This window comes from Peteryoungia ipomoeae (assembly GCF_004912165.1).
In the GTDB taxonomy this organism is placed as follows: domain Bacteria; phylum Pseudomonadota; class Alphaproteobacteria; order Rhizobiales; family Rhizobiaceae; genus Allorhizobium; species Allorhizobium ipomoeae.
Genome location: NZ_STGV01000007.1, coordinates 181,577 through 200,841, shown reverse-complemented (window position 1 = coordinate 200,841; position 19,265 = coordinate 181,577). Strand labels below are relative to the sequence as shown.

Annotated in this window: 19 protein-coding genes; 6 read left to right on the top strand and 13 right to left on the bottom strand. The window is 61.5% G+C overall.

The genetic code is table 11. The features are described from left to right. Positions 1–30 precede the first annotated feature (30 nt). Entirely contained in the window at positions 31–1,287 is a 1,257-nt protein-coding gene (locus FAA97_RS18840; protein ID WP_136600113.1) for a TIGR03862 family flavoprotein, read from the top strand. Positions 1,288–1,290: 3 nt separating this feature from the next. Here the strand turns inward: FAA97_RS18840 and FAA97_RS18835 are convergent, their stop codons facing one another. The 7 genes from FAA97_RS18835 to FAA97_RS18805 form a co-directional block, all read right to left on the bottom strand. Continuing rightward, complete coding sequence (locus FAA97_RS18835; protein WP_136600112.1) at positions 1,291–1,821, bottom strand: DUF3833 family protein; 531 nt, start codon at positions 1,819–1,821, stop codon at positions 1,291–1,293. A gap of 117 nt (positions 1,822–1,938) precedes the next feature. Then, positions 1,939–2,748 carry a 5-deoxy-glucuronate isomerase gene (iolB, locus tag FAA97_RS18830; RefSeq protein WP_136600111.1) on the bottom strand — a complete coding sequence of 270 codons (810 nt, stop codon included), beginning with the start codon at positions 2,746–2,748 and terminating at the stop codon, positions 1,939–1,941. A gap of 11 nt (positions 2,749–2,759) precedes the next feature. Continuing rightward, positions 2,760–3,026 carry a hypothetical protein gene (locus tag FAA97_RS18825; RefSeq protein ID WP_136600110.1) on the bottom strand — a complete coding sequence of 89 codons (267 nt, stop codon included), beginning with the start codon at positions 3,024–3,026 and terminating at the stop codon, positions 2,760–2,762. Between the two features lie 106 nt (positions 3,027–3,132). After that, positions 3,133–4,026, bottom strand: coding sequence for a myo-inosose-2 dehydratase (iolE, locus tag FAA97_RS18820; RefSeq protein ID WP_136600109.1), 894 nt, complete (start codon positions 4,024–4,026; stop codon positions 3,133–3,135). Between the two features lie 2 nt (positions 4,027–4,028). Then, on the bottom strand, positions 4,029–5,849 hold the full coding sequence (gene iolD, locus FAA97_RS18815; protein ID WP_136600108.1) for a 3D-(3,5/4)-trihydroxycyclohexane-1,2-dione acylhydrolase (decyclizing): 1,821 nt from the start codon (positions 5,847–5,849) through the stop codon (positions 4,029–4,031). Next, the gene (locus FAA97_RS18810) at positions 5,846–7,786 is read right to left on the bottom strand and encodes a bifunctional 5-dehydro-2-deoxygluconokinase/5-dehydro-2-deoxyphosphogluconate aldolase (RefSeq protein WP_136600107.1); all 1,941 of its coding nucleotides are present in this window, start codon (positions 7,784–7,786) and stop codon (positions 5,846–5,848) included. Before FAA97_RS18810 ends, iolD begins: the two co-directional genes overlap by 4 nt. A 120-nt stretch (positions 7,787–7,906) precedes the next feature. After that, complete coding sequence (locus tag FAA97_RS18805; RefSeq protein WP_136600106.1) at positions 7,907–8,725, bottom strand: MurR/RpiR family transcriptional regulator; 819 nt, start codon at positions 8,723–8,725, stop codon at positions 7,907–7,909. 203 nt (positions 8,726–8,928) lie between these two features. On the opposite strand from FAA97_RS18805, the gene iolG reads away from it, so the two are divergent. Next, a complete protein-coding gene (gene iolG, locus FAA97_RS18800) occupies positions 8,929–9,924 on the top strand; it encodes an inositol 2-dehydrogenase (RefSeq protein ID WP_136600105.1) in 996 nt (331 codons plus the stop codon). 97 nt (positions 9,925–10,021) lie between these two features. Here the strand turns inward: iolG and FAA97_RS18795 are convergent, their stop codons facing one another. After that, a complete protein-coding gene (locus FAA97_RS18795; protein WP_136600104.1) occupies positions 10,022–11,080 on the bottom strand; it encodes a Gfo/Idh/MocA family protein in 1,059 nt (352 codons plus the stop codon). Beyond that, the gene (locus FAA97_RS18790) at positions 11,077–11,862 is read right to left on the bottom strand and encodes a ThuA domain-containing protein (RefSeq protein WP_136600103.1); all 786 of its coding nucleotides are present in this window, start codon (positions 11,860–11,862) and stop codon (positions 11,077–11,079) included. Before FAA97_RS18790 ends, FAA97_RS18795 begins: the two co-directional genes overlap by 4 nt. Positions 11,863–12,201: 339 nt before the next feature. On the opposite strand from FAA97_RS18790, the gene FAA97_RS18785 reads away from it, so the two are divergent. The 4 genes from FAA97_RS18785 (at position 12,202) to FAA97_RS18770 (ending at position 14,951) form a co-directional block, all read left to right on the top strand. Next, positions 12,202–13,230, top strand: coding sequence for a substrate-binding domain-containing protein (locus FAA97_RS18785; RefSeq protein ID WP_136600102.1), 1,029 nt, complete (start codon positions 12,202–12,204; stop codon positions 13,228–13,230). Then, positions 13,227–14,054 carry a PfkB family carbohydrate kinase gene (locus FAA97_RS18780; protein WP_136600101.1) on the top strand — a complete coding sequence of 276 codons (828 nt, stop codon included), beginning with the start codon at positions 13,227–13,229 and terminating at the stop codon, positions 14,052–14,054. Before FAA97_RS18785 ends, FAA97_RS18780 begins: the two co-directional genes overlap by 4 nt. Positions 14,055–14,160: 106 nt before the next feature. Next, positions 14,161–14,460: a DUF982 domain-containing protein gene (locus tag FAA97_RS18775; RefSeq protein WP_136600100.1), complete on the top strand. Its 300-nt coding sequence runs from the start codon at positions 14,161–14,163 to the stop codon at positions 14,458–14,460. A gap of 257 nt (positions 14,461–14,717) precedes the next feature. After that, positions 14,718–14,951: a hypothetical protein gene (locus FAA97_RS18770; RefSeq protein WP_136600099.1), complete on the top strand. Its 234-nt coding sequence runs from the start codon at positions 14,718–14,720 to the stop codon at positions 14,949–14,951. A 1-nt stretch (position 14,952) separates the two neighbouring features. On the opposite strand, the gene FAA97_RS18765 is transcribed toward FAA97_RS18770, so the two are convergent. From FAA97_RS18765 to FAA97_RS18750, 4 genes are all read right to left on the bottom strand, one after another. Continuing rightward, positions 14,953–15,885: an ATP-grasp fold amidoligase family protein gene (locus tag FAA97_RS18765; protein ID WP_136600098.1), complete on the bottom strand. Its 933-nt coding sequence runs from the start codon at positions 15,883–15,885 to the stop codon at positions 14,953–14,955. 184 nt (positions 15,886–16,069) lie between these two features. Further along, complete coding sequence (locus tag FAA97_RS18760; RefSeq protein ID WP_136600097.1) at positions 16,070–17,584, bottom strand: tripartite tricarboxylate transporter permease; 1,515 nt, start codon at positions 17,582–17,584, stop codon at positions 16,070–16,072. Between the two features lie 29 nt (positions 17,585–17,613). Next, positions 17,614–18,072: a tripartite tricarboxylate transporter TctB family protein gene (locus tag FAA97_RS18755; RefSeq protein WP_136600096.1), complete on the bottom strand. Its 459-nt coding sequence runs from the start codon at positions 18,070–18,072 to the stop codon at positions 17,614–17,616. Positions 18,073–18,236: 164 nt separating this feature from the next. After that, a complete protein-coding gene (locus FAA97_RS18750; protein WP_168801046.1) occupies positions 18,237–19,211 on the bottom strand; it encodes a Bug family tripartite tricarboxylate transporter substrate binding protein in 975 nt (324 codons plus the stop codon). Positions 19,212–19,265: the final 54 nt, after the last annotated feature.

Genomic DNA, 19,265 nt, shown 5'->3' with positions numbered 1-19,265 from the left:
AAAACGGCCGCGTGCTGTAGCCAGACGGGCATGAGCACGGAAACCCTCTCCGATTTGAAAGAGCTGCAGGCCACCCGCCATTCGGTGGCGGTGATCGGTGGCGGCCCGGCAGGGCTGATGGCGGCGGAGCACCTGGCGGGCAAGGGTCATGCCGTGACGGTCTATGACGCCATGCCGACGGTTGGACGAAAGTTCCTGCTCGCGGGGAAATCGGGATTGAACATCACCCATTCCGAGGACTACGCCCGGTTCGTCACCCGCTACGGCGCGGCAAACGGGTGGATCCGCCCGATCCTTGACCGGATGACGCCGGATGCGATCCGGGCCTGGGCGGCAGACCTCGGCACTGAGACCTTTGTCGGCTCCTCCGGCCGCGTTTTCCCGAAAGCGATGAAGGCCTCGCCGCTCCTGCGCGCATGGCTCAGGCGGTTGGAGGCACTGGACGTCACGATCCTCACCCGCCACCGCTGGATGGGTTTTGACGGCGATGCCCTGCGCTTCGACACGCCAGACGGTGACCTGCGCGTATCGGCGGAGGCCACGCTGCTCGCCCTTGGCGGCGCGAGTTGGCCGAAACTCGGTTCCGATGCGGCTTGGGTGCCGGTGCTACAAGGCCAAGGTATCGAGATCACACCGCTCCGCGCGGCCAATTGCGGTTTCGACTGTGAGTTTTCCGAAGCCTTCAACGCTCGGTTTTCCGGCGAGCCGGTCAAATCCGTCAAGGCCACCTCGGCGGCTGGGACCACCCAGGGCGAATTCGTCATCAGCAAGGGCGGTGTCGAGGGCAGCCTGATCTATGCCCATTCGGCGGCACTGCGGGATGGGCTCGATGCGGACGGCCATGCTGAACTTCTGATGGATCTCACGCCAGGACGAACGGTGGAGCGGCTGACGGCCGATCTCGCCCGACAGGATCGCAAGGCGAGTTTTTCGACACGGCTCAAAAAGGCCGCCAACCTTGATGGCGTGAAGATCGCGCTGCTGCGGGAAGTCTATCCCGCAGTCAACCAGCGTGACGCGAGTGGCCTCGCAAGCCTCATCAAAGCTCTGCCGCTCCCAGTCAAACGACCGCGCCCGATCGCCGAGGCGATCTCGACGGCGGGCGGGATAGCCCTCGACGCGATCGATGATCGCTTCATGCTGAGAAATCGCCCCGGCACCTTCGTCGCCGGCGAAATGCTCGACTGGGAGGCGCCGACAGGCGGCTATCTGCTGACCGCCTGTTTTGCAACGGGCCTTGCCGCCGCCGAAGGTATCGACGGCTGGCTGAAGGATAAGTGCAACTGAGCCTCAGCGGCTCGCCGTCTTGTGCGCGGATCCCGGCTTGCGGAACTCGACCGTGGTCTTGGCTACCGGGATGCCGAACTTCGTCACGAGTGCCGTATTGAGCACTGTGCCGTCTTCCCTCAGCACCATCTTGTCCCAGAACCGCACCTTGTTGCCCTGGGTTTCCGGGCTCAGATAGACGAGGTAGTTGAAGCGTGCGACCGCGCCATTCAACGTTACCTTTGTCTCGCCAATGACATCCTCGCGCGTGCCGCTATAGGTCGTCGGGCTGGTCTTGGTGAAGCGCCAGGTCTTGCGGTCCTTGGTGCCATCATCGAAGACGAAATCCTCGCGCAGCGTCAGGGTCTTGCCGTCCCATTTGCCGGTCAGATCGACCTTGAAGCTGCGTTTGACACCATTGATCGCGCTGAACGAGCCGGTCGCTTCCGTGCGACCGGTGAAATAATCCTCGAAGGTGAACGTTTCGGCCGCCTGACCGGCGGATGGCAACAGGCTGAGGGCAAGCCCAACCAGGGCCAGACTGATCTTTGGCATGGGTGCGTCTCCATCATTGGCGCGGTTTTGCACCCATTACGGCGGCCATTCGCCAATGGATTTGAGACCGTTCCAGGAAATGCATTCATGCATGCAAAGACGTAGTAGGCGCCAACTTCAGGGATTGTCGCGCTTGTAGATCCAGTCGTGATCCGGGTGGTTCTGGAAGCGCCACTTGCGCAAGGGGCCGGCCATGACATTGAGATAATACATCTCGTAGCCATGCGGCACGCCGCAGGGATGGTGACCCTTCGGCACCAGCACCACATCGCCATCGGACACGGCCATGGTCTCGTCGAGCGATCCATCTTCGGTGAAGACGCGCTGGAAACCGAAACCCTGGGCGGGGTTCAGGCGGTGGTAATAGGTCTCCTCGAGATAGGTCATCTCGGGGAAATTGTCCTCGTCGTGCCGATGCGGCGGATAGGACGACCAGTTGCCCGACGGCGTGAAGACCTCGGTCACCAGCAGGCTGTCGGCAACATCCCGGTCTTCCATGGCGATGGGATAGATATGGCGGGTATTGGCGCCCTTGCCGCGATCGACAAGGGAAATGCCTTCCGGCCCGATCTGCTGGGCTTCGCGGCCCGGCATGGCGGGCGCGGTGCAGACTGCCAGCACACAGTCCGTGGTGGCCACGGCCGACCAGTCGGCCCCGGCCGGCACATAGACGCAGTGCGGCGGTGTCTTTTCGAAGACCGACATACGGTCGCCGATTTCGCCGAACTCCTTGCCGCCGCCCGAAATAATTGCCTTGCCCTCGACAAGCACGAGGATCACTTCGGTTTCACCGGTCTGTTCCGCAGCACGCTCGCCCGGCTTCAGCCGGTAAAGTCCGAAGCCCACATAGCCCCAGCCGGCATCGGCCGGCGTGATGTCATGCACCTTGCCGGTCGTACCGGAAGGCTTGCGCAACAGATCGGTCATTCCTCGTCTCCCTATTCGCTGTCGGGCCTCTCGGCTTCCGCCGCGATCCGCGCCCGTTCGGCCTCGGCTTTGGCCTCGGCCTTTTTCATCGTGTGGTCGTACATGAAAAGCAGCTCATAGGCCGCATAGAGACCGGCTGCGACGAAGATCATCGCCCAGCCGGTCGCACCGTTGGAGTACTCCACCCCCGCCCAGGCCAATGGCAGCACGACACACAGGATGCGGCGCCAGAGCGGCTTGAAGAAGGGATGGGTCGGATCGAGGATCTGGAATTTCAAGGTCTGCTCCCGGCAGTCAGAGTTTTAAACGTCGCCTGCAATAGAGCCCAAATCCGCGATCTGTCAAAACAGGAGGCCGAGGGCCTGCTCAGCCTCGTGGGGATTTTCAGATCAGGCCGGCATCCTTGGCAAAACCCTTCAGCGATTTCAGGCCGAGGCTCTGGTATTCGAAGGGATTGCGGACATTGGGATCCTGCTCGGCCTCGATGACCACCCAGCCCTCATAGCCATGCTCGGCGGCAATCTTCAGCACCGCGGTAAAGTCGACGCCACCTTCGGCATCACCCGGCACGGTGAAGACACCGCGGCGCACGCCTTCAAGGAAGGAGAGCTTCTCGTTGCGCACCTGATCGGCAATGACCGGACGCACGTTCTTGGCATGGATATGGCCGACGCGGTTCATGTATTTGCTTGCGACCGCGACCGGATTGCCGCCGCCGAAATAGCAATGGCCGGTGTCGAGCAGCAGCTTGGCATGCGGACCGGTATGCTGCATCAGCTTGTCGATTTCGGCCTCGGTCTCGACCACGGTTCCCATGTGGTGGTGATAGACCAGCGCAATGCCCTGGGCGGCGGCATATTCGGCCAGCGCCTCGACGCCGGCGCCAAACTTGGCCCAATCGGCTTCCGCGAGCACCGGACGATCTGCCAGTGCCGTATCATCCGCGCCATGGATGGCGTTCGAGGTTTCGCAGACGATGATGACCTTGCAGCCCATCTCCTTGAGAACGTCGAGGAAGGGCTGCATGGCCGCCTTTTCTTCCTCGATCGTGTTCGTCAGCAGGTTCAGCGAATGCCAGCCGGAAACGAATTTCAGGCCACGCGGCTCCAGCACGCCCTTCAGGCCCGCCGGATCGGTCGGCATTTTGTGCCCCTTCTCGATGCCGTCGAAGCCGATCTTCGCGGTCTCGTCCAGGCACTGTTCGAGGCTGATATGGGCGCCGAGCGTACGATCATCGTCGTTCGACCAGGCAATCGGATTAGTTCCGAACAGGATCATGATCAGTTTCTTTCCTTGAGGGCCGCTTCATAGGCTGCGCGGGCTTGTGTGACTTCGCTGCGGACCGAGACTTCCGGCACCGCGACATCCCACCAATAGCCGCCGGCCCCGGTGGTTGGATAAGGGTCTGTATCGATGACGATAACAGTGGTTTCCGTCGCCTCGCGGGCCGCATCGAGTGCGGCCTCGAGTTCGGCGATGCTGGAAACCTTCGTCGAACGCGCGCCCATGGCCGCCGTATGGGCGACGAAGTCGATCGCGATCGGATTGACGTTGGAATGGGCGTAGAGATTGTTGAACTCGGCGCCACCGGTGCCCATCTGCAGTCGGTTGATGCAGCCATAGCCACGGTTGTCGGTGATGACGAGCGTGATCTTGACGCCCATGCCGACCGCCGTCGCAAGCTCCGAATTCATCATCATGTAGGAGCCGTCGCCGACCATGACGATGACGTCGCGGTCGGGCTCGGCCATCTTGATGCCGAGACCGCCGGCCACTTCATAGCCCATGCAAGAGAAGCCGTATTCCATGTGATAGGAGAGCGGCAGCTTGGACTTCCACAGCTGGTGCAGTTCGCCCGGCATGGTGCCGGCCGCGCACATCACCACCGTATTGTCGCGCGAGGCGCGCTGCACGGCGCCGATCACCTGCATGTCGGTCGGCAGGGAATTGCTGTCGGCGGGGGCCGCCGTCACCGCATCCGCCTTGGCAAACCACGACGCCTTCACGGCCGCATCAGGACCGGCATACGTGTGACCGCCAAGCGCGCTTGAAAGCTTTTCAAGCCCGATCTTTGCATCCGCGGTCAGCGGGATCGCATCATGCTTGGCACTGTCATAGGACTGCACATTGAGCGCCAGGATTTTCCGGTCCGGGTTCTTGAACAGCGCCCAGGAACCCGTGGTGAAGTCCTGGAACCGCGTGCCGACGCCAAGCACGAGATCGGCCTTTTCCGAGACGATATTGGCACTTTCCGCCCCGGTGACACCGACCGGACCGAAATTCAGGTCATGATCCCATGCAAGTGCCGACTTGCCGGCCTGCGTCTCGACGACGGGGATCTTGTGCTTCTCGACAAAGGCCTTCAGCGTCTCGGTCGCACCGGCAAAATGCACGCCGCCACCGGCGACGATGACGGGGTTCTTCGCCGCCTTCAGGGCAGCAACTGCCGCCTCGAATTCCACCGCATCCGGTTCCGGACGACGGAAACGCCAGACCTTCTTAGCAAAGAAGCTCTCAGGATAATCATAGGCCTCGGCCTGCACATCCTGGCAGAAAGCCAGCGTGACAGGCCCGCAATCGGCCGGATCGGTCATGGTGCGGAAGGCACGCGGCAAGGCCGTCAACAACTGCTCAGGCCGCATGATGCGGTCGAAATAGCGCGAGACCGGCTTGAAGCAGTCATTCGCCGACATCGAGCCGTCACCAAAATCCTCGATCTGCTGCAGCACCGGATCCGGGCCGCGATTGGCGAAAACGTCGCCGGGGATGAAGAGGACCGGCAGGCGATTGACATGTGCAAGCGCTGCAGCCGTCACCATGTTGAGCGCGCCCGGGCCAATCGAGGACGTCACCGCCATGGCGCGGCGACGGCGCAACTGCTTGGCATAGGCAATCGCCGCATGGGCCATCGACTGCTCGTTCTGGCCGCGATAGGTCGGCAATTCGTTGCGGATGCCATGCAAGGCTTCGCCGATACCGGCGACATTGCCATGTCCGAAGATTGCCCAGACGCCCGCGATATAGGGCTCGCCGTCCTCGTTGAACTGGTTGGCGAGGTAACGCACCATTGCCTGCGCGGCGGTCAGCCGGATCGTCTTCATGCCTGTTCTCCCTTGGCGGCAACAGCCCCCGCTTGCGCCTTTGCCCGCGCCTCATCCCAGATGCCGCAAAGGCTCCGATAACGCGCCGCCATGTCCTCTACGGCCTCGGCATCGCTGATCGTGCCGGAAAGCCACTTGCGCGCGGCATCGGCGAAAATCGTCCGCCCCACCGCAAAACCCTTGACCAGATCAAAGCCAGCCGCAAGCTGGAAGCTTTCTTCAAGCTCCGCCTGGGGTGCATCGAGGCCAAGCACGACAATGCCGCGCGTGTGCTGGTCGTGGCGCTCGATGGCGGCACAGGCATTGGCCCAGGATGCCTTCGTCTTCATCGGCTCCAGCTTCCACCAGTCGGGATAGACGCCGATCTCGTAGAAACGGTCGATGATCCTGGCCGTCGTCTCGTCATCCGTGGAGCCGACCTTGGACGGAATGACCTCGAGAAGGAATTCCAGCCGGTTGCGGCGTGCGGCATGGAACAGCCGCTTCACCGTCTCTTCCTGCCCGGCCTTCATTTCGGCCGTGTCATCAGGATGATAGAAGCACAGCACCTTGACGACGTGCTCAACCGGCCATTCGACCAGCCCGCCGAAATCGGGGCCGATTTCCGGCTCCAGCGTCAGGGGCCGCGAACCCGGCCATTCGACGGGACGACCGATCCACAGGCCCTGGCCGGCGGCGCGGTAAAGCGCATCTCGCCCGACACGGCTGTCGCAGAGAAGACCGTAACCCGGCTGTCCAGCAGAGACGCCGAGTGCGGCATCAAGGCAAAGATTCTTGAAATCGCCGATCCGGTCGTCGGAAACGCCGATCTCTTTTGTCATGGCTTCGAGCTGCATGCGATGATCGAAGGCGAAGACCCGCATGGTCGACCAGTCACCCTTGCGGTTCGTCGACCAGTGCACCTGCTCCAGCGCTTCGTCCTTGCGCAACGCCTTGTTCCGGATGCCGGTGCGGAAGAAATATTGCAGTTCCTCCCAGCTCGGATAGGCCGGCGTGCAGCCGTGCCGCGACACGGCAAAGGCGCCGCAGGCATTGGCGAATTTCAGGCTGGTCGGCCAGTCTTCGCCGGTCAGCCAACCTTTCAGCAGGCCAGACATGAAGCCGTCGCCGGCACCGAGCACGTTGAACACTTCGATCGGGAAGCCTTCGCCGGTCTGGCCGTCGTCGAGGCTGTCGGGAATGGCATCCTCGAACACCACCGCGCCCATCGGCCCACGCTTGCACACCAGCGTCGCGGGCGACACCTGGCGAACGGCGCGCAGGGCTTCGATCGTATCGGTCGAGCCGCCGGCAATGTGGAACTCTTCCTCGGTTCCGACGATCAGGTTGAACAGATGCAGCGTCGACTGAAGCTTGGTGGTTACCTTGGCGGACTGGACGAACCGGCTTTCGCCATCGCCATGGCCGGCCAGCCCCCAGAGATTGGGGCGATAGTCGATGTCGAGCGCGGTCAAGCCGCCCGACTGGCGCGCGATTTCCAGCGCCTTCAGCACGGCCTGTTCGGTGCGCGGATTGGACAGATGCGTGCCCGTCACGCAGACGCAGCGCGCCTCGGCGACGAAATCCGGATCGATATCCTCTTCGGAAAGCGCCATGTCGGCGCAGTTCTCGCGGTAGAAGATCAGCGGAAACTGGTGTTCGTCTCGGATGCCGAGCAATACGAGCGCGGTCAGGCGCTCCTTGTCGGTCTTCACGCCGCGAACATCGACGCCCTCGCCCACCAGCTGCTCGCGGATGAAGCGCCCCATATGCTCGTCGCCGACGCGGGTGATCAATGCCGACTTCAGGCCGAGCCGCGCCGTACCGGCAGCAATATTGGTCGGCGAACCACCAATATATTTATTGAAGGAGGCCATGTCCTCCAGCCGTCCGCCAACCTGGGCCCCGTAAAGGTCCACGGATGAGCGACCGATCGTGATCAGATCGAGCGAAGCCAAGTCTATTCCTCCCTACAATACGAGGTCTCCAGCCCCGCCTCGCGACCATCCGATACGTTTGGAACGGCCACCGTCAAAATGGACTATAAATTCTATTTTTTTGAATTTCAATACGGACGTTCACTCATCCGGACGGGCCGTGCCGACGGCAACGGACAGCGCGATTGCAAGACAGAGCGTGGCTGACAACGAGCGGAAGGCGCCGAAATCGACCTCGGAAACGGACAGCAGCGTTGCCCCCATGCGCCGCAGCGGGCTGACGACGGTGTCGGTGACGGCGACGACAGGGACGCCCCGCGCCCGGACCTCATCAACGAGCTCCAGGGTCTCGGCTGAGTACGGCGAGAAGGTTACCGCGAGGAGCGCATCCCCCGGCCGGATGGCATGGTGATTGTCGAGCCGCCCGACGACACTGTGCAACATGGCCGGCACGCCCATCTTCTCGAAGGCATAGGCCATGTAGCTCGCGACAGGGAAGGACCGGCGCAAGCCGATGATATGGATCATGCGCGCGTCGGCCAACTGCTGGACGGCCGCCTCCAGCGCCTGCGGATCAACGGTCTGCACAAGGTTTTCCAGCGACATTCGCCCCGCTTCGACGAACTCGGCGAGCAGCGCCGAAGGCGACCCTTCCGCCTTTTCGCGCAGGTGCTGCAGCCGCGTCGAATAATCCGGCCAGCCGCCGACGAAGTTTTCGCGAAACAGTTTCTGCATCTCGGAAAAGCCCGAAAAACCCATGATCTGGCAAAACCGCATGAAGGCCGACGGCTGGACGCCCGCCCCTTCCGCCATTTCCGCGACCGTCGACACGGCGATGCGGTCCTTGTTGGCCGCGACATAATCGGCGCATTGCTTCAGTCGCTTCGGCAAGGCGCCGGAGACCTCCAGCAGCCGGTCCTCGAACGCCTTGATTGTTTGTGGTCCACCAGCGTCGCTCATCGCCTCTCCATTACCGCACACCGCCAGATCGTCACGCTTGACAGAAACCGTGCCACGATCTAGCAAAATAGAACATATATTCCAAAACGTCGTTTTTGCCAGCGACAAATGGAATAGAAATCCGGCGTCGTCACGAAGCGCTCCAGCACAGCACAATCGCCGCCTCCTGACGAAAGAGGAAGGCGTCAAGGGAGGAAATGAACATGGTCACGAAGCTGGCGCTTCTCGGCGCAGGTCGTATCGGCAAGGTGCACGCAAAGGCGATCGCCGAGGACAAGCGCGCGAAACTCGTCGCCGTTGCCGACGCCTTTGCGGAAGCCGCAAACGCAATCGCCGCCCAGACCGGCTGCGCGGTGAAGACGATCGAGGAGATCGAAGCCGACAAGGACATCAATGCCGTCATCATCTGCACGCCGACCAATACCCATGCCGACCTGATCGAGCGCTTCGCCAAGGCCGGCAAGGCAATCTTCTGCGAAAAGCCGATCGATCTGGACGTTGCGCGCGCGAAGGCCTGCCTTGAAACCGTGCGCGCCGTTGGCGGCAAGGTCATGCTCGGCTTCAATCGCCGCTTCGACCCGCATTTCCAGGCCGTGCGCAAGGAAATCGACAAGGGCTCGATCGGCAAGGTCGAGATGGTGACGATCACCAGCCGCGATCCGGGCGCCCCGCCGGCTGAATATATCAAGGTCTCCGGCGGCATCTTCCGCGACATGACCATCCACGACTTCGACATGGCGCGCTTCCTGCTCGGCGAAGAGATCGAGACCGTTCAAGCCTCGGCCTCCGTGCTCGTGGACCCGAAGATCGGCGAACTGGGTGACTATGACAGCGCCTCGCTGATCCTGACGACGAAGAGTGGCCGCCAGGCGATCATCTCCAACTCGCGCCGGGCATCCTACGGCTATGACCAGCGCATCGAAGTCCACGGCTCGCTGGGATCGGTCTCGGCTGAAAACCAGCGCCCCGTCTCGATCGAAGTCGCCAACAAGGACGGCTATACCCGCCCGCCGCTGCATGATTTCTTCATGACCCGCTACACGGCAGCTTACGCGGCCGAGATCTCCGCCTTCATCGACGCACTGGAGAACGGCACACCAATGGCACCTTCGGCCGAAGACGGTCTGATCGCGCTGGCGCTTGCCGATGCGGCGGTGAAGTCGGCCAAGGACAAGTCTGCGGTGACCGTCAGCTACTGACGACGCACGGGATCCTGCGCCGCTTGCGGGCGGTGCAGTCTGGAAACGCCGCCCGAACCTCCTCGGGCGGCGTTTTCGTTGGTCGGCTTTGCGGGCGCTAGACTGCGAGTTCGCGGCGCTCGACTTCCGTCAGCATGGCGAGATCGAGGATCTTCTGCAGGTCTGCCGCATGACGGAAGCTCGGCTCCTGCGCGTAACCGGAGCGGATGCCGGCGATGAACTTCTGATAGTTCGTTTCGACCGGATCGACCTCGATCTCGCGCCAGACGGCCTTTTCGACATCTTCCTGCAGGCAGGCCCGAAGGCTCGACCCGTCGAGCCTATGGATGACCTCGAGCGCGCCCTTGTCGCCATGGACACGCAGCCGCAGCTCGTTGAGATGTCCCGTTGCCCAGCGGCTGGCATGGATGACACCCATGGCACCGTTGGTAAACTCGGCCGTCATGGTGAAGCTGTCATTGGCGTCCAGATCATATTCGCCGATCCTGTTGCCCGGCGCCTTGTCGAAGGTCTTCAACCGCGCAAAGACATGATCGATATCGGTGGCCGCACCATAGCCGGCGAAATCGAGGATATGGATACCGACATCGCCCAGCACGCCGTTCGAGCCGTGTTTGGTCGACAGCCGCCAGAGCCACTGGCTCTCGCTCGCCCAGTCGCCCCAGGCCTTCGAAACCAGCCAGCTCTGCAGATAGGAGGCCTCGATATGGCGGACCTTACCGATCTCGCCATTGACCACCATCTGGCGAGCCTTCTGCACCTGCGCCACATTGCGATAGGTGAGATTGACCATGTTGATCAGGCCGCAGGCTTCCGCCGCCGTCGCCATCTCGTCGGCCTTGGCATAGTTTTCCGCCAGCGGCTTCTCGCACATCACATGCTTGCCTGCAGCGAGCAGCTTGAGCGTCGTGGGGTGATGAACGCGGTCCGGCGTCACGTTCGTGACCGCATCGAACTGCCCCCATGCGATCGCCTCGTCCAGCGAGGTGAAGGTGTTGGGAATATCGTGCCGGGCCGCGAAGGCGCGAACCGTCGCAAGGTCGAGATCGACGGCCGCCACGAGTTGCACACCCGAGATGGTCGAAAAATTCAGAACATGGGAATTGGCCATGCCGCCGGTGCCGAGGATCAGCAGGCGAATGGGATTGGAGCTCATTTGTATCCTTCCTCGCCATCCTGATGCAGGCGGGGTCCACGCTCGGTGATCGGCTCGAGCGCCTGCTCGACCGGCACATTCGGCGCGTCATGCACGGCCATGTAGCGCGGCATGGGATTGTAGGCCCATTTCACCGCATTGCTGATCACCTGCTGCACGGTGGCGTCGTGATAGGTGGGATAGGTCTCGTGACCCGGACGGAAGTAGAAGATATTGCCGGCGCCGCGACGCCAGGTGAGGCCCGAACGGAAGACCTCCCCACCGGCGAACCACGAGATGAATACCGTCTCGAGCGGCTCCGGCACGGAGAAGAATTCGCCGTACATTTCCTCGTTCTCGAGGACGAAGTTCTCTGGAATGCCTGCTGCAATCGGGTGTCCCGGATTGACCGTCCAGATACGCTCGCGCTCGCCGGCCTCGCGCCATTTCAGTGCGCAAGGCGTGCCCATCAGCCGCTTGAACGGCTTGGAAAAATGTCCCGAATGCAGGACGATCAGACCCATGCCTTCCCAGACGCGTTTGGCGACCCGCTCGACGATCTCGTCGGACACATCGCCATGCGCCTTGTGGCCCCACCAGATCAGCACATCCGTTTCCGCAAGCCGCGCTTCCGAAAGGCCGTGCTCCGGCTCCTGCAGCGTCGCGGCGCTGGCATCGATGCCGTCATCGCGGTTGAGAGCGGCGGCAATGGCCGTGTGCATTCCATCGGGATAGATCGAACGAACCACGGCATTTTCCCGCTCATGGATGTTCTCGCCCCAGACAACTGTTTTGATCGACACGCTCCATCTCCTTTGTGTGCACGGTGCGAAAGATAGCTTTCACCGGTTGGACGGCAACCGTCTATCGGACGGAAATATGGAGATATTTTGAAAGCGCTTTCAAGTGCGGCAGACGGTCACGGACCAGATTTTTTTCCCGGCCCTTCCCCCACGCCGGCCGCCCCGCGAGATCTTCGCGCGATCGAAGATGGCGACCCGCGCCGAAGGCAAATACATCAATGAGAGCCGCGAGCAGGCTTTGAAAGCGCTTTGACGGATCGCTGGATAATCTTGCCATGGTCGCGCCGCCCGTGAAATAAGGATCGATCAGCCGCTCCAGCCAAAGGACAATTCCACCGGATGAAACTGAAGGACTTCGCTGCCCAGATCGGCCTCTCACCGACCACCGTCAGCCGGGCGCTGAGCGGCTATCCGGAGGTGAGCGACAAGACGCGCAAGCGGGTGGAGGCGGAAGCGGCCCGTCTGGGCTACCATCCCGACGTCAATGCCGTGCGGCTTGCCACGGGCCGGGCGGGCGCGATTGGTGTCGCGATGACCCGCGCCGGCGACTACCAGTTCTCCGAATTCATCAATGGCATGGCCGAGCGGCTGAGCGGTGGGGAGCTGGATATTCTCCTCATTCCAATGGGCGAACACGAGACCGTGGACGAGTTGCAGGTGTTCCGGCGGCTCGCGCAAAGCCGCCGGGTCGATGCCGTCGTCATCCACTCCCCCGTGCCGGACGACCCGCGGATCGCCTTGCTCGACCGGCTGAAAATCCCCTTCATCGTGCATGGGCGTTCGCTGACGACCGTGCCGCATGCCTGGCTCGACATTGACAACGAGGCGGTGACCCGGCGCGCCACGGATCACCTGCTCGATCTCGGGCATAGACGCATCTGCCTGATCAACGGACCCGACAACTACACCTTCGCGAGGGATCGCGATCACGGTTATCGCACGGCACTGCAGGCACGACGGATCGCCTATGACGAGACACTCGTCCACCACGGCACCTTCTCCGATGAAACGGGATTCCGCTTCGCCAGCACTGCGCTGTCGAAACAAGCCCGACCGACCGCCTTCGTCGCCGGATCGATGATGACGGCGCTCGGTATCTACCGGGCCGCGAGAAGCCTCGGCCTGGCTGTCGGCTCCGATATTTCTGTCGTGGCGCATGATGACGTCTTTCCTTATCTGACGGCGGAAACCATGACCCCTGCTCTCTCAACGACGCGATCTTCGATCCGTGCAGCCGGGCGCGAGATCGCCGACCTCCTGCTGCAGATGCTGGACGGTCGAAAGCCCTCAGACATTGCCGAACTCTGGCCGGTTGACCTTATCTTGCGCGACAGCAGCCGGCCGGCACCGAAGGAGCCCACGCCATGACAGCAGACGCCGCAATGCCGGAGGTCGTCGTCATCGGCCATGTCAATCATGACCGGATCTGGCATCTGGCCGAGCCATTGCGGTCCGGGGCGCGCATCCTGTGGAAGCAGCGCGAAACACGGCTCGGCGGCGGCGGATACTTCACTGCGCGTCGCCTGGTCGAACTCGGACACCGCGTCTTGATCGTCTCCACCCTTGCGCAAGACGAAACCGGCCGGCAAGCCCTCGATCGCATGGCAGCAGAAGGGCTGGACACGCGCTTGATGGCCCTTCAGGAGGGACAGACCGAGATCACCGATATTCTGCTCGATCCCGAAGGCGAGCGAACCATTCTTGCGAGCGAAGGCAAACTCGCCCGCAACATTCCCCTTTCTCGCCCCGTCAGAGCAAAGGCGATTTACGTCAACACGCCGCATCTGCCAGAGGCCGCCATAGCCTCCATGCTCCAGGCCAAGCTCTCCATCTCCCAGCTTCCGCTGCGCAAGGCCACTCCGCGCCCAGCCGACGTGATCATTGGCTCGAAGGCCGACCTGCCGGACATGACGCTCCGCCAGATCTGGCAGCTGGCCAGCGAGCTTGCCGGTGATCGGCTCAAACATCTGGTCATGACCGATGGACCGGGTGCCGTGCATATTGCGGATGGCCAAGGCACCACCGCCGTGACGATCGAAAACCCGCTCGTCGTCCGCGACACTATCGGTGCCGGCGACAACTTCAGCGCGGGCTTGCTGGATGGCCTGCTCCGCGACATGCCGGTGGAAAAAGCCGTCCGTCACGCGAATAGTGTGACGGCAGAGTGGCTCTCACGACGCCAGCCGCAATGAGATCATTGAACGGCCCAATTATCTTCATCGAAAGCCCCCGATTTTTCTGTCTGATGGGAACCGATCTGAACGCCTGAGAGTTTGGGGGTGCCAAATGGAGACAGGAATGACAGAAGCCGATTTCACCTGGACCGTCCCAGTCGAACTGCAGCTCCCCTGCGGACTGACGCGCCGTTTCACCAATGCCTATGATGCCTTCGATTTTCTCGATGCAGAGTGGCCGACCCGCAGGGGCCAGCCCTATGAACACGCGCTGAAATTCTGCCGAAATGCGTTGCGGGGTGCCGGCGGCAAGGAACTCGCCCGCAAGGCCTTTCTGATCGCCGCCCAGGATGTCGGCATGCGCCAATGCAACGATCCGTCTCGCCGGCCGAGCTTTCTTCCCGGCAACCGGACGGCTGCCTGAACCGAAGGCAGGTGACCGGAAAGGGCGGAGCCTGCCAGAGCAATTGAACCGATGACGCAAGGTGACATCTTTCTGTTCACCTTGCCCGCAGGCATCAGCGTCGCTACGCAAGTGGCTTTTAAAAGCGCAAGTTATCTTTCCTGTTTTCGAAGACTTTTTTTGGATGCCGATTCCAGCCACCCGCACATTCAAATAGATTCATGGAAGAGCCGATTCGGGCGGCTCACGGGGCTAAATGACTTAGCTGGGATGCGGACATGACGGACAACAACGACATTGAAACCTGGGCGATGGTGCGCGCCCAGCAGATCGTGATGCAGCAAGGCGCCAATCTGGTCGTCGCGGCACAGCGGCTCGACCACAAGAAGACCACGGCCAACACCTATGCGCTAAGGGCAGCCATTGCGAGCTGCCTGATGGAAGCGCTCAGCGTTCCGGCGCCCGAGGTGATTGCGGCACACCAGATGCAGCCGAACCGGACGTCGATGTAAATTATCGTCCTGCTTGAGGCCGAGACGGCAAATGCCATTTCTCGCCGATCAGGCGGTCGTATTCCGGCGGCTCAAAGGCTTCAAAGCCACCGCCGGGATAAAGAGTGAGTTCGCCGACTTTCAAGCCATCATCGGTATCGAAGAAGTCCACGCGGACAAAATCCAGATCATGCACCAGCGCCTCGGCGAGCGCGACCATCTCTTCAAGCGTGTCGGGCCGTGGCATGTCCCCCGGATAGGGTGGGTAGTAGTCGGGATCGTAGAACGGCAGAGGTTGCCAGTCTCGTGAATAGGTCGCCGAATAGCCCGCATCGTTTTCGCGGGTATCGACAATGATGTGCGAGACCCGGCCATTGAACACGAAGAGGCGGTAATCCCAGGGCACGCCGCCATCCTTGGTCAACAGCTTTTCAATGACGATACGCCGCTCCACCTGGCTATAGGCCCATTCACGATTGTAGTGGGCGTGATCAATAGCCAACCACGCGGGACATGGATTGCTGGCCAGAAAAGCCTCTACATCCTCAGGCGAATACAGGAACGCACCAAGACCGCTGGCATGGTTCGGCTTGATGACTGCCGGCAAGGGGATCTTCGACCAGTCGACGGAGGCAAGGTCGGTGCCTTGCCAATAGGTCTCTATGGCATGCTCTGGACCAATCCGGTCGGCAATGAAATCCTTGACTGCAATCTTATCGACCAGCAGGCCGAAAAGCGGACGCCGGTCATAGAGCTTCCGATGCTGAACCTTTTCCGAGAATGTCTTCGGTGCATCGATATTGGGCCAGGCTCCCTTGATGCTCCAGAATTTGAGGAAAAGGTAAGGCTTGTCCGGCAAGGGAGCGATCAGCCGCCAGAACGCACGCCGTGCCAGATCGCGCCACGCGCCTTGCTCGTAGCCAGCGCGGATGAAGCTTTCCTTGCTGTCCTGCATGGCAAATCCTTTCCGATCGGGATGCTTATGAAGCCTGCACAGCGGCTTCTCGCATATCGTCGTTAAGATAATCGCCTCAGGCGCGCCTGCGTGTCCAAAACAGAAAACGCCGTGCCTGCGATGCAGAACACGGCGCTTCCTGGGAGGATCTGTCTTGTCCGCAGCCAGTATGGCCGCGAAGCGGTCAGATCGGGAGTTCGGCTGCAGCCTTCGCCTTTTTCTTCGCACGACGAGCGAGGAAAATCGGCAGGACGGCAACGAGGATGGCGAGCGCCCAGAGGATCTGCGAGATCGTGCTCTGGAACAGGATCGAAAGCTCGCCACCGCTGATCGCCAGCGCATTGCGCAGGTTCACTTCCATGACCTTGCCCAGCACGAAACCGAGGATGATCGGTGCCATGTCGAAACCGGCCTTGCGCAACAGCCATCCGGCAATGCCGATGGCGAGCATCAGGTAGATCGCGAAGACCGAGGCATGCGTGGAGTAAACGCCGATGACCGACAGCACCAGAATGCCCGGAACCAGGATCCAGTTCGGCATGGTGAGCACGCGGGCGAAGATGTTGACCAGCGGCAGGTTGAGCGCAAGCAGGATGAAATTGCCGACGAAGAGGGAGGCCACGAGGCCACCAACGATTTCTGGACGCTCGACGAGCAGCATCGGACCTGGCTGGATGTTGTAGAGCATCAAGGCGCCAAGCATGACGGCAGTCGTGCCGGAACCGGGAACGCCAAGCGTCAGCATTGGCACGAAGGCGCCGGCTGCCGTCGCGTTATTGGCTGCTTCAGGAGCCGCCAGACCACGCACGTCTCCCTTGCCGAAGGTGCCTTCCGTGTCGGAGAAGCGCTTTTCGGTGGTGTAGGACACCGCGCTCGACACTGAAGCGCCGGTCCCTGGCAGAACGCCGACTATAAAGCCGATGAAGGAACCGCGGAGTGTGGCACCCATGCTGAAGATGACGTCGGAGAACCGCGCCGTCATGCGTCCGAGTTCTCTTATGACGGTGGCGCCTTTGGTCTGGTGCTCAAGGATCAGCATGGCTTCCGAGATCGAGAAGAGACCAATGACGAGTGTGACGAATTCGATGCCGTCGCCAAGTTCCGGCTCGTTGAACGTGAAGCGATAGGCGCCTGAGGTCGCATCGAGGCCAACGGTTGCCAACATCAGGCCGAGAACACATCCGATCAACGTCTTGGCCGGTTGCGAGCCGACCATTGAACCGAGTGTCGCAAAGGCAAAGACCATCAGCACGAAATATTCGGCAGGGCCAAAGCCGATCGCGAGACCGGACAACAGAGGCGCAAAAAAGGCCAGTCCGATGACACCGATGATACCACCCACGAAGGATGCAATACCCGACAGTGCGAGAGCTTCACCCGCACGTCCCTGCTTCGCCATCGGATAGCCATCCATCGCGGTCATCACCGCACCCGCATCGCCGGGCACGTTGAGCAGAATGGAGGAGATGCGACCGCCGTATTCAGCGCCACAATAGACGGACGCCAAGAGGATCATGGTGCTTTCTGCCGGCAACCCCATTGTGTAGGCAATCGGCATGAGCAGCGCGATGCCGTTGATCGGACCGATAGCCGGAAGCGCACCGACGAGAGTGCCGATGAAGCAACCAATGAAACCGATCAGCAGGTTCTGCCAAGTGAGGGCAACGCCAAAGCCCTGCCAAAGATAGTCGAAATCCATGGAAATGTCCTTTCAGGTCAGGGCGACGGTCAGCCGAAAACGGCGCCGGTCGGCAAATAGACCTCGAGCAAGAAGGAGAAGATGAACCACCAGACGGCCGCATGCACCACGGCACCAATGACGGAAAGCTTGATCGTAGCGCCAAACAGCCAGCCGGTAACAGCCGTGAGCAGGAAGATCGACGCGACAAATCCGAGTGGCTCAAACAGGGCAACACTGACGATCAAAGTCAGCGGTATGGCGAGAATTCTAACAAGCGAAGAGCCCGTCGGAAAGTCTTCTGCCGATCCCGGAAATCTCAGATAGATCAGCACAAGGATACCCAGCAGGACAGCCAGAGCGACCGGCATGACGCGCGGTCCGAGCGGATCGGAAGCGAAAGCATATTCGATCTGGCTACCGCCGATGCCATAGGCCACGGCAAGGATAAACAGGACGATTGCGCTGATCCGCCCAATCAGGAGATGGGTTCTGGTATTATCGGACATGTGGTGCTCCCAGAAACTGAAACAGCGCCGGATTGGAATCGGGCCTGTGCAGCATTCATGATGCCGGTTTGGGCATACCGGCAATGGTTGAGATCGATGTTCGGCGCAATTCCAGCAGCCGAAAGGGGGTGGCGCCGCCGAACCCGGCGGCACCACCGCGCAAATTACAGACCGGCTTCCTTGGCCAGGGTCTTGAACTTGGCAACGTCAGCCTTGACGCGATCGTCAAATTCCTTGCCGACCATGGTGAATTCGAACAGGCCACGCTCCTGGCGTTCCTTTTCGAACTCAGGCGTCTTGGCCATTGCCTGGAAGGCGTTGACCCACCAGTCGTAATCGGCATCGCTGACATCCTTGCCAACGTAGTAACCGCGCCAGACCGGCCATTCGATGTCGAAACCGGATTCCTTGGCGGTCGGGATTTCAGCCAGTTCGCCCGGCAGGCGATCGGCAGACATGACGGCGAGGATGCGAACCTTGCCGGCAACGTGATGCTTGCCCATTTCGGCCGCATCGCCAGCGCCGATCTTGACGTGGCCGCCTTCGAGCGCTGTCAGAACGGCGCCGCCGCCTTCAAGCGCGACGTAGCGCATTTCCTTCGGCTCCTTGCCGGCTGCCTTGGCAATCAGCGAACCCTTCATCCAGTCCTGCGAACCGATGGCACCGCCGCCGGCAATCGCGAAGGATGCCGGATCTTCCTTATAGGCGGCAACGAGGTCTGCCATGGTCTTGTAGGGCGAGTCAGCGGCAACGACGATAACGCCGTAGTCAGCGCCGAGCGCGCCGAGCCAACGGACAGCGCTTTCGTCGTACTGGCCGAACTTGCCCTGGGCGATCAGAAGAGCCGAGCCGGACGAAGCAGCCGTGATCAGGTTCGGGTCGCTCGCGCGCTTGCCGATAACGTGGTTATAGGCAACGGCGCCAACGCCGCCTTCCATGTAGGTGACGGCCATCGGCTCAGCGATCTGCTTGGTGGCCAAAAGCGCGTTCGCGGCCAGACGGCAGGTCAGGTCGAAGCCACCGCCCGGCTTTGCGCCAGCAAGGCATTCAGGCTTTGTCGCCTCGGCCATTGCGCCGCCTGCAGCAACGGCAGCAAAGACTGCGGCGCCGGCCAGCATCTTGAAGGTGGTGTGAATCATATGTCTCTCCCGAGTTCGATTGAACGGGAGGCCTCGCGCATTCTCACGCCCAGC